Annotated in this window: 3 protein-coding genes; all 3 read left to right on the forward strand. The window is 76.4% G+C overall.

The annotated features are described in order from the left end of the window. Position 1 precedes the first annotated feature (1 nt). Genes ACFWIC_RS26820 through ACFWIC_RS26830 form a run of 3 tightly spaced genes read left to right on the forward strand, consistent with a single transcriptional unit; the run spans position 2 to position 11770 of the window. Complete coding sequence (locus ACFWIC_RS26820) at positions 2-4921, forward strand: beta-ketoacyl synthase N-terminal-like domain-containing protein (RefSeq protein ID WP_380520185.1); 4920 nt, start codon at positions 2-4, stop codon at positions 4919-4921. Next, positions 4918-8424 carry a type I polyketide synthase gene (locus ACFWIC_RS26825; protein WP_380520186.1) on the forward strand — a complete coding sequence of 1169 codons (3507 nt, stop codon included), beginning with the start codon at positions 4918-4920 and terminating at the stop codon, positions 8422-8424. The genes ACFWIC_RS26820 and ACFWIC_RS26825 overlap by 4 nt, the downstream gene beginning before the upstream one ends. Beyond that, positions 8417-11770, forward strand: coding sequence for an amino acid adenylation domain-containing protein (locus ACFWIC_RS26830; protein ID WP_380520187.1), 3354 nt, complete (start codon positions 8417-8419; stop codon positions 11768-11770). The genes ACFWIC_RS26825 and ACFWIC_RS26830 overlap by 8 nt, the downstream gene beginning before the upstream one ends. The last annotated feature ends 8 nt before the right edge of the window (positions 11771-11778 follow it).

Below are 11778 nucleotides of genomic sequence, written 5' to 3' on the forward strand. Positions count from 1 at the left end.
CGTGGAGGCACAGCGCGAGATCACCGCGGCCGCGCCCACGCCGCTGACGAGGGCGCTCGACACCGTCCGGAAGCTGCGGGCGCAGCTCGACGCCGCGAACGGCACCGGCCCGCTGGCCGTCGTCGGGATCGGCCTGCGGCTCCCGGGCGGCATCGCCGACCTGGACGGGTACTGGAGCGCGCTGGCGGAGGGCCGCGACCTGGTGCGTCCGCTGCCCGAAGGGCGGCGCGGGCCGTTCGCCGCCGAGTGGGAGCGGCTGCCCCACGTGGGCGGTTTCCTGGACGAGGTCATGGACTTCGACGCGGAGTTCTTCGGGATGAGCGCCGAGGAGGCCTGCGGGGTCGACCCGCAGCAGCGGCTGCTGCTGGAGGTCGCCTGGGAGGCCCTGGAGAACGCCGCGCTCCCCCCGGACCGGCTGGACGCCGCCCGGACCGGGCTGTTCGTCGGCATCACCGGTCAGGAGTACTGGGACTGGAACCGGGGCGAGCCGGACACCCACTGGGCCGCAGGCAACGGCCACTGCTTCACGGTGGGCCGGCTGGCGTACGCACTGGGGCTGGCCGGTCCGGCGGTCACGGTGGACACCGCCTGCTCCTCGTCCCTGGTCTCGGTCCACCTGGCGCGGCAGGCGCTGGCCCGCCGGGAGTGTGACGTGGCGCTGGCCGGCGGGGTGAACCTGGTGCTCTCGCCGCGCGCGACCCGGCTGCACCGGCTGGCGGGCACGCTGTCCCCGGACGGGCGGTGCAGCCCCTTCGACGCCCGGGCGAACGGCTTCACCCGGGGCGAGGGCTGCGGCGTGCTGGTCCTGAAGCGGCTGGAGGACGCGCGGCGCGACGGTGACCGGGTGCACGCCGTGATCCACGGTTCGGCGGTGAACCAGACCGGCCGTTCGACGGGCTTCACCGCTCCCAACGTGCTGTCGGAGGCCGCGCTGATCGGGACGGCGCTGGCGGACGCCGGGCTCGCCCCCGCCGACATCGGCCTGGTGGAGGCGCACGGCACCGGCACCCCGCTCGGGGACACCATCGAGATGGAGGCGATCGCCGCCGCGCTGGGCCGCCGCAACGGCGGGGCCGAGCTGGTGGTCGGCTCGGTCAAGGCGAACCTGGGCCACCCGGAGTCCGCCGCCGGGGTCGTCGCGCTGGTCAAGGCGGTGCTGTGCCTGCAACGGCGCGCGGTGCCGCCGCTGGTGCACTTCGCCACGCTGAACCCGCTGATCGACCTCGACGGCACCGGCATCACCCTGCCGACCGCGCTGCGGCCGTGGCCGGAGCGCGGTGGCCGCCACGCCGCGGTCAGTGCCTTCGGGATGGGCGGGACCAACGCCCATGTCGTCCTCGGCGCGGCCGAGGACACGGCCGGGAACACGGCTGGGGGCAAGGCCGGGAGCGCAGGCGGGAACGCGGGCGGCGGCCCGGCCGGTGCTGCGGTCGCGGCGGTGCCGGTCCGGGGCTTCGTGGTCTCGGCGCGGACGCCGGAGGCGGTGCGCGCCCTGGCGGCCGGGTTCCACCGGAGCCTCGCGGCGCTGCCGGACGACGGCCACTACCCGGCGTTCGCGTACACGGTGGGTGCCGGTCGTGCACGGCACCGCTGGCAGGCGCGGGTCACCGCACCCGACCGGGCGTCCGCGCTGCGGGCGCTCCACGGGCTCGCCGAGGGCGGGTCGCCGCCCGGCGTGGTCCTCGCCGAGCGGGACCCGGGCCGGGACGACGCGGACGGCGCGGACGACGGCTCCCGGGCCCTGCCCCGGGCCGTCGTCGACCTCCCGAACTACCCCTGGCAGCGGCGGCGTCACGCACCCGAGCCGGCGGACGGGCCCCTACCGGTCACCGGGCCGGTCCCCGCCGGGTCCGCCGTCGGCGGGGCCGCCGCAGGGGCGACGGCCGCCGACCCGGCGACCGCCCCGGCGGCCGGGCGGGAGCGGCCGGCCGACCCTCCCCTCGTCACCCTGGAGTGGGCACGGCGGGACGACGACGCCGGCGCGCCGCCCGCCGGCCCGCCCGGCCGATGGCTGCTGTTCGCCGACGGCACGGGGGTCGGCGAGGCGCTGCGCGCCGAGATCACCGCCCGCGGCGGCAGCTGCGTGACCGTCACCCCCGGGCCGCGCCACCACCTGGTGGACCCGCTCCACCACGAGATCGACCCGCTGCGCCCGGAGGACCTCACCGCGCTGCTGAAGGAGGTGCGCGCCGCCGGGGACGAGCCCTTGACCGGGCTGGTGTACGCCTGGGGCCTGGACACCGCCGGCGGCCCGCCCCCGGGCGGCCCCGGACCGTTCCCGCCGTCGGAGGAACGGGAGGGCGTCGCCCTCCCGGCCCTGCGGCTGATCGAGGAGCTCGCCCGTGACGGCCTGCCGGGCGGCCCGCGCGTCGCGCTGCTGACCCGGGGCGCCCAGCGGGTGGTCGAGGGTGACCCGGCTCCCGTGCCCGCCCGGGCGCTGCTGACGGGACCGGCCGTGGCGTCCGCCGCCGCGCTCGGCGGCCTCCGCCCCGTCGTCGTCGACCTCGACCCGGAGCCGACCCGGGACGACGCCGCCCGGCTGCTCGACCTGCTGCTCGACCTGCTGATCCGCCCCGGTGACGAGCCGTGGACCGCCCTGCGCGGCCCGGCCCGCCACTCCCCCGTCCCGGTCCCGCACGTCACCCCGGACGGAACCGAAGCGGCGTGGCCGCGGCGGCCGTTCGACCCTCGGCGCGATCCCAACCACCGGATCCTGGCCGTGCGGCCCGGCATCCTGGAGAGCCTGACGCCGACCCGGTGGGAACGGGCCGCGCCGGGGCCGGGCCAGGTCGAGATCGAGGTCACGGCGGCCGGGCTCAACTTCAGCGACGTCCTCAAGGCGATGGGCGCCTACCCGGGCGCCACCGGGACGGTCCCGCTGGGTGTCGAGTGCGCAGGCCGGATCAGCGCGGTGGGCGAGGGCGTCGACCGCTTGCGGGTCGGCGACCCGGTGATGGCGGTGGTCCCGTCCGCGCTCGCGGCGTACACCACCACCGAGGCGCACCTGGTGGCGCCGCGACCGGCGGCGCTCGACGACGAGCAGGCGGCAGCCACCCCGGTCGCCTTCCTGACCGCCGTGTACGGGCTCTGCCACCTGGCCCGGCTGCGGGCGGGCGAGAAGGTGCTGATCCACTCGGCGTCCGGGGGCGTGGGCCTGGCCGCGCTGGCGGTGGCCCGCCGGTGCGGCGCCGAGGTCCTCGCCACGGCCGGGACCGAGGAGAAGCGGCGGTTCCTGCGCGACCTGGGCGTGGCGCGGGTGATGGACTCCCGGTCACTGGCCTTCGCCGACGAGATCACCGGGTTCACCGACGGCCGCGGCGTCGACGTGGTGCTCAACTCGCTGACCGGCGAGGCACTGCGGCGCAGCCTGGCCCTGCTGGCGCCGGGCGGGAGGTTCGTGGAGCTCGGCAAGCGCGACATCCACGACGACAGTCCGGTCGGCCTCGGCTTCCTCAAGCGGAACCGCTCGCTGTTCGCCGTCGACCTGGAGCACACCTTCCACGAGCAGCCGGCGCTGCTCGCCGAACTGTTCGACGAGGTGGTGCGGGGCTTCGACAACGGGCAGTTCGAGCCGCTCCCGGTCACGGTCCACCCGTTCTCCGAGGCCCGGGAGGTCTTCGCCCGGATGGCCCGGGCCCGGCACACCGGGAAGCTGGTGCTCCGGCCGGACGAGGCACCGGAGATCGCGGTGCCCCCGGCCCGGACCGTCCGGGCGGAGGCGTCGTACCTGGTCACCGGTGGGGCGTCGGCCGCGGCCCTGGAGGCCGCCCGGCAGCTCGCCGACCGGGGTGCCCGCCGCATCGTGCTGGTCGGGGCGCCCTCCCCCGGCGGGGACGGCGAGCCGGACGCCCGGGCCTCGGCCGGTGCCGCGGGAGCGGCCGGGGTGCTGGCCGAACTGCGGTCCCGGGGCGTCGAGATCGCACGGCCGGTCGTGGACCTGTCCCGCGCCGAGGAGGTGGCCGACCTCCTGGCCGGGCTGGACGCCTCGGGGCCGCCACTGGCCGGTGTCGTCCACACCGGGGACGCCCCGGACGACGGCACGGACGACGGCACGGACGACGGCGGTGCGGACGGCACGGCGGACGGCACGGCGGACGGCTCGCACGACGGCGCGGTGCCGGCGGCCGAGGCGCTCCTGCGCTCCACCGCGGCCCGGGCCGCCGGCGCGTGGCAGCTCCATCTGGCCACCGCCGCCAGGGAACTGGACTTCTTCGTGCTGTGCTCCCCCACCGCCCCGCCCGGCCGGGAGGCCGCGGTCGGCGCCTTCCTGGACGCCCTGGCCGCACACCGCCGGGCCCTCGGACTGCCCGCCCTGAGCGTCGACCGCGAGGGCGTCGCCGCCCTCGGCCGGCTGCTGGGCAGCCGGGCCGTGGTGGCCCGGGTCCGGCCCGACGGCGACGCACCGGCCCCGGACGACGCCGACGCGATCCGCCGGCAGCTGCTGGCGGTCGAGCCGGGCCGGCGCCGCCGGGCCCTGCTGGCCGGGCACTGCCGGGACGTCGCCGCCCGGGTGCTCGGGGAACAGGGGGCCGCCCCGGACGCCGCCGCGATCGACGGCACGGCGCCGCTGGCCGGCCTCGGCTTCGACTCGCTGCGCACCCTGGAGCTGCGCTCGCGGCTGGAGCTCTCGCTCGGGGTCGCGCTGCCGTCGACGCTCGGCTGGCAGTACCCCACGCTCGACGCGCTGGTGCCCTTCCTCGCCGAGCGGATGGGCATCGCGCTGGAGGCCGCCGCGGCGGCACCGCCACCGGTCCGGGAGCCCGGGAACACCCCGGCCGCCACGACGGGGCCCCGTCCGGGTCCGGACCCGGCGCTCGATCTCGACGAGCTCTCGGAGCGCGAGCTCGAAGCGCTCCTCCTCGCCAGGACCGAGCAGTTCGACGCCAGTGCCGATCCGATCGAGCGGGGGCAGGGACGATGACCACACGGGACGAGACCGACCGGGACGGGACCACGCGGGACGGCGGGTCCGCGTCGATGACGGCGATGAAACGCGCCTATCTGACGATGGAGCGGATGCAGCACCGGATCGACGCCTACGAGCAGGCCCGGTCCGAGCCGATCGCCGTCGTGGGCGTGGGCTGCCGGTTCCCCGGCGGGGTGACCGACACCGATGCGTACTGGGAGCTGCTGAGCGGCGGCACCGACGCGATCGGCGAGGTGCCGGCCGACCGCTGGGACGTGGACGCGTTCTACGACCCGGAGCCGCGCCGCCCGGGGCGGACCAGTACCCGCTGGGGCGGCTTCCTGGACCGCATCGACCGCTTCGACCACGAGTTCTTCGGCATCTCCCGGCGCGAGGCAGTGTCCATGGACCCGCAGCAGCGGCTGGTGCTGGAGGTCGCCTGGGAGGCCCTGGAGGACGCCGGGCAGGCCCCGCACGCGCTGGCCGGCAGCCGGACCGGGGTCTTCCTGGGGATCTGCAGCAACGACTACGCCGGCCTGCTCTTCCGGGAGCCGGAGGACATCACGGCCCACGCCAGCACGGGCATCGCGCACAGCATCGCCAGCGGCCGCCTGTCCTACCTGCTGGACCTTCGCGGGCCGAGCGTCTCGGTGGACACCGCCTGCTCGTCGTCGCTGGTCGCCGTGCACCAGGCGTGCCAGAACCTGCGGCTCGGCGAGTGCGACCTGGCGATCAGCGGCGGGGTGAACGCGGTGCTGTCGCCCGAGGCGGCCATCTCCTTCTCGCAGTTCCCCGAGATGCTGGCCGACGACGGCCGCTGCAAGACCTTCGACGCGGCCGCGAACGGCTTCGTCCGCAGCGAGGGCTGCGGCGTGGTGGTGCTCAAGCGGCTGTCGGACGCGCTGCGGGACGAGGACCGGGTGCTCGCGGTGATCCGCGGCTCCGCGGTCAACCAGGACGGACGCAGCTCGGGCCTGACCGCGCCCAACGGAGCCGCGCAGCGCGACCTGTTCCGCCGCGCGCTGGCGGCCGGCGGGGTCGATCCGCAGCGGCTCGGCTACATCGAGACGCACGGCGCCGGCACCAAGCTGGGCGACCCGATCGAGGTGGCGGCGCTGGCCGAGGTCTACGGCCGCACGGAGGGCGCGCCGCTCTACCTGGGCGCGGTGAAGACCAACCTCGGCCACCTGGAGGCGGCGGCCGGGATCGCCGGGCTGATCAAGGCCGCGCTCTGCCTCGACCGCGGCCTGATCCCGCCCAACCTGCACTTCGGCGAGCTCAACCCGCACATCTCCTTCGACGGGACCACCTTCGCCGTGCCGACCGGCCTCACCCCGTGGCCGACCGGGGAGGGGACGCCGCGGCTGGCGGGCGTGAGCAGCTTCGGGTTCAGCGGCACCAACGCGCACCTGATCCTGGAACAGGCCCCGGAGCGCCCGGCGCCCGGACCTGACCGGCGGCGCCCCCTCTCGGTGCTGGCCCTGTCCGCGAAGAGCGGGAGCTCCCTGCTCAAGCTGGCCCGGCGCTACCAGGACCGGCTGGCGACGGCGGAGCCGGAGGCTGCGGCCGACCTGTGCTTCTCCGCCAACACCGGGCGCTCGCACTTCCCGCACCGGCTCGCCGCCGTCGGGGCCTCGCCCCGGGAGATCGCGGACCGGCTCGCGGACTTCGTGCGGGACGACCCCGCGGAGGGTCTGGTGCCGGGCCCGGCCGGGGGCGCCGGCACCGCGACCGGTGACACGGTCTTCCTCTTCACCGGCCAGGGCCCACAACGGGCCGGCATGGCACGGCAGTTGTACGAGACCCAGCCGTCCTTCCGGCGGACCCTCGACCGCTGTGACGAGATCCTGCGGGACGTCCTGCCGGTGCCGTTGCTCTCCGTCCTCCACCCCGAGCGGCCCGGGCCGCCCGCCGAGTCCGACCTGATCAACACCATGGAGTACGCCCAGCCCGGCCTCTTCGCCGTGGAGTACGCCCTGGCGGAGCTCTGGCGCTCGTGGGGGGTGGAGCCGGCCGCCGTCATCGGCCACAGCCTCGGCGAGTACACCGCCGCCTGCTTCGCGGGCGCGATGTCCCTGGAGGACGGCCTGCGGCTGGTCGCCGAGCGCGGCCGGCTGCTCCAGCGGCTCGCCGAGTCGGGCGCCATGGCGGCCGTCTCCGCCCCGGTCGAGGAGGTCGCCGAGGAGCTCGCCCGGTACGACGCCGCCCTGATCTCGGTCGCCGCCGTCAACGGCCCGGCCAACACCACGGTCTCCGGCGTGCGGGAGGTGGTCGACGCGGTCTGCGGGACGTTCACCGCCCGCGGCGCGGAGGTCAAGCGGCTGCGCATCTCCACCTCGTCGCACTCCCCGCTGGTCGAACCGGTCCTGGAACCGCTGCGCAAGGCCCTGGACGAGGTCTCCTTCGGCGCGCCCCGGATCCCGCTGCTGTCCAACCTGACCGGCCGGCTGTGGCCGTGGGACGAAGCCCTGGACACCGGCTACTGGCTCCGTCACGCCCGGCAGCCGGTGCTCTTCGCCGACGGGGTCCGGGCCCTGTACGACCTGGGGTACCGCACCTTCCTGGAGATCGGTCCGGCGCCGACCCTGCTGGGCCTGGTGCGCGAGGTCCTGACCGGCGACGACGTTCGGACGCTGCCCAGCCTGCGGCCCTCGTACGACGACTGGGAGGTCCTCCTCGGCAGCCTCGGCCGGCTGTACGCCGACGGCGCCGAGGTCGACTGGGCCGGCTTCGACCGTGACTACGCCCGCTCCCGGGCGCCGTTGCCGCACTATCCCTTCGCCGCCACCCGCTGCTGGCACGAACCGGGCGGCGGGGCGCCGGTGACCGACCGCGGTGCTCCGGCCGGGGCCGGCCGGGCCCGCCCCGGCGGAGCCCGCGACAACGGTGGGGACCGCCCCGGCGGTCAGCGGCCGGGCCCCGGCCGGAGCACCGAGACACGGACCGGCGAGGAACGGCGCGTCGACGAACGGCGCGTCGAGGAACGGCCGGCCCGGCAGACCGCGCCGCACCGGATCCCCGGCGCGCCGGGCCGGTCCGCGGCGAGCGGGCTCCCCACGGCCGAGGAGCTGCTGCGGGTGCCCGCCGGGGAACGCGTCGGCACGCTGGTCGAGCGGCTGTCGTCGAGCGTGCGGACGGCCCTGGGTTCGAGGGCGGCCACCGTCGATCCCGACGCGCCGCTGTCCGGTCTCGGGCTGGACTCGCTGATGGCGGTGGAGCTCAGGAACGAGGTCCAGGGCCGACTCGGGATCAAGGTGACCGTGGCCGACTTCCTCAAGGGCGCGACCGTCCGCGGCCTGGCCGAGCAGGTGGCCGGCGAGCTGGCGGGCCGCCCGGCGGGGCAGGGGACGGCGGGCGGCGGCGAGGTGCCGACGATCCGGCGGGTGGCGCGGGCCGGGGACCGGACGGCGGAGCTGCTGGCCCTCCTGGACCAGGTGTCCGGGGACGAGGCGCCCGGAGCCCGGGCGTCCGGGGGCGGGGCGGGCGCCCCGGAGCGGGCGGAGCGGGCCGATGACTGACCTCGAACGGCGGCTGGCCGAACTCTCCCCGGCCCAGCGGGCGCGGCTCGCGGAACTGCTCGCGGACCGCCGGCTCGCGGAGGACGGAACGACCGAGGACGCCTTCCCGCTCTCGGTGTTCCAGCAGGGCATGTGGTTCCTGGAACAGGTCCGGCCGGGCAACCCGGCGTACGTCGTGCCGGGCGCGGTCCGCGTCCGCGGGGCGGTGGACGCCGAGGTCCTGCGGGACGCACTGAACGAGGTGGTCCGGCGCCACGAGGCGCTGCGCACGGCCTTCCGGCTGCTCGACGGCCGGCCGGCCCAACTGGTCCGGCCCCGGCTCACGGTGGAGCTGCCCGAGATCGACCTGCGGCAGGACCGGCTCACCGGGACGGCGCTGGACGAGCGGATCGCCGCGGCGGCGATCGGCGAGCCGTTCGACCTGGAGACCGGGCCGCTGGTGCGGATGACGCTGCTGCGGACCGCCGACGACGAGTCGGTGCTGGTGCTGGCCCTGCACCACCTGGTCTCGGACCGCTGGTCGGTGTGGGTGCTGCTGTCCGAACTCGCAGCCCTGTACGAGGCGTTCGCCGCGGGCCGGCCCTCGCCCCTGCCGGACCTCCCGGTCCAGTACGGGGACTTCGCCGTCTGGCAGCGGGAACAGCGGGACCAGGGACGGTGGGCGGAGCAGCTGGCCTACTGGCGGGAGCGCCTGGCGGGGGCCCCGGCGGTCCTGGAGCTGCCGACGGACCGGCCCCGCCCCGCGGTCCAGGGCTTCAACGGCGGCACGCTGCCCTTCGAGCTCCCCGAACCGCTGATGCGGGAGCTGGGCCGGCTCGCCCACCGCAGCGGCGCGACCACCTACATGGCGCTGCTGGCCGTCTTCACCGTCCTGCTGTCCCGGTACGGCCGGCAGCAGGACGTGGTGGTGGGCGTGCCCATGGCCGTCCGGGACCGGCCCGAACTGGAGCCGCTGATCGGCTACTTCGTCAACACCCTGGCGATCAGGACCGACCTGGGCGGGGAACCGTCCTTCGGCGAGGTGCTCGACCGGGTCCGGACGGCCTGCCTCGGCGCCTACGAGCACCAGGAGGTGCCGTTCGAGCTGGTGGTCGGGGAGCTGAACACCGCGCGCGACCTCGGCCGGCCGCCGGTCTACCAGGTGAGCTTCGCCTACGGCCGGGAGGCGGTGCCGCAGCTCACCCTGAACGGCGCGGAGCTGGACCGCCTACCGGTCCGCAGCGAGGGCGCGCGCTTCGACCTCGAACTCCAGGCGTTCGACCGCGACGGCGGGCTCAGCGGCTGGTTCGAGTACGACCGGGACCTCTTCGACGAGGCCACCGTGGCCCGGATCGCCGCCCACTTCCGCCGTCTGGCGGAACAGGTGGTGGCGGACCCGGACCGCCCGGTCGACCGGCTGGAGCTGCTGGAGGGGGACGAACGCCGCAGGGTCCTGGAGGAGTTCAACGCCACCGCGCGGGAGTGGCCCGCCGGGAGGGGCTGGATCCACGAGGACTTCGAGGAGCAGGCGCGACGGCACCCCGGGGCGGAGGCGGTGCGCTTCGAGGGCCGCGGGCTGACCTACGGGGAACTGAACCGGCGGGCCAACCGGCTCGCCCACCGGCTGCTGCGGCTCGGGGTCGGCCGGGACGTCGTGGTGGGCGTCGGACTGGAACGGTCGCCGGAGCTGGTGGTGGCGCTGCTGGCGGTGCTCAAGGCGGGCGGCGCCTACCTGCCGCTGGACCCCGGCCTCCCGCCCGCCCGGCTGGAGCACATGGTCCGGGACGCCCGGGTCCCGGTGCTGCTCACCCGGCGCGAGGAGCTCGGGCGACTGCCCGCCGCCGAGGCCGAGGTGCTGTGCGTGGAGGAGTTCGAGGCCGCACCGGGCGGCGAGCCGGACGACGACCCGCAGGTCGCGGTGGACGGCGAGGACCTGGCCTACGTGATCTACACCTCCGGCTCCACCGGCACCCCCAAGGGCGTCATGAACGTGCACGCCGGGATCCGCAACCGGCTGCTGTGGATGCAGGACGCCTACGGGCTGGACGCCACCGACCGGGTGCTGCAGAAGACCCCGTTCTCCTTCGACGTGTCGGTGTGGGAGTTCTTCTGGCCCCTGACGACGGGCGCCACGCTCGTGGTCGCCCGCCCGGAGGGTCACCGCGACGGCGGCTACCTGGCCCGCACGATCCGGGAGGAGCGGGTGACGACGGTGCACTTCGTGCCGTCGATGCTCCAGGTCTTCCTCCAGGAGCCGGTGGAGGAGTGCACCACCCTGCGCCGGGTGGTCTGCAGCGGCGAGGCGCTGCCGCGCGACCTCCAGGACCGCTTCCTGGCCCGCTGCCGGGCCCGGTTGTACAACCTGTACGGCCCGACCGAGGCAGCCGTCGACGTGACCCACTGGACCTGCACGCCCGAGGACGGCCGCCGGCCGGTGCCGATCGGCAGGCCGATCGCCAACACCCGGGTGTACGTGCTGGACGGGTCGCTGCGGCCGGTGCCGGTCGGGGTGCCCGGGGAGCTCCACCTCGGCGGGCGGGGTCTGGCCCGCGGCTACCTGAACCGGCCCGGACTGACCGCCGAACGGTTCGTCCGGGACCCGTTCGACGCGGACCCGGGAGCCCGGCTGTACCGGACCGGGGACCTCGCCCGCTTCCGCGAGGACGGCGCGCTGGAGTTCCTGGGCCGGCTGGACCACCAGGTCAAGCTGCGCGGCTTCCGGATCGAGCCGGGCGAGATCGAGGCCGTGCTGACCGCGCACCCCGCCGTGCGCGAGGCGGTGGTGACCGCCCGCCCGCACCGGGGCGGTGACCTCCGGCTGGTGGCCCACCTCACCGCGCGGGGCCCCGGGGCGCCCGACCCCGCGGAGCTGGCCGGCCACCTGCGGCGCCACCTGCCCGCGTACATGGTGCCCGCCGTCTTCGAGGTGCTGGACGCCCTCCCGCTCACGCCCAACGGCAAGGTGGACCGCGCGGCCCTGCCCGAGCCGAGCGGCGGCCGGCCGGAGCCGGGGGCCCGCTTCACGGCGCCCGCGGCCGGCCTGGAGCACACCCTGGCCGGACTGTGGTGCGCGGTCCTGGGGGTCGAGCGGGTCGGCGCCCACGACAACTTCTTCGACCTCGGCGGGCACTCGCTGCTGATGGCCGAGCTGCGGTCGCTGCTCGCCTCGGACGCCGGACACCGGGTCTCGATGGTCGAGCTGTTCCAGCACCCCACGGTCGCGTCGCTGGCCGCGTACCTGAGCCGACCGGAGGGTCCGGCCGCGACCCCCGGGCCCGATGCGCGCCAGCGCGCGGAGAACCGCCGGCGGGCCGACGCCCGGCGGCGACAGGCGGCCGGACGCCGCGCCCGTTCCCGAGAGCGATAGGTGACCCG

Source organism: Kitasatospora sp. NPDC127035, from assembly GCF_042726075.1.
Classification (GTDB): Bacteria; Actinomycetota; Actinomycetes; order Streptomycetales; family Streptomycetaceae; genus Kitasatospora.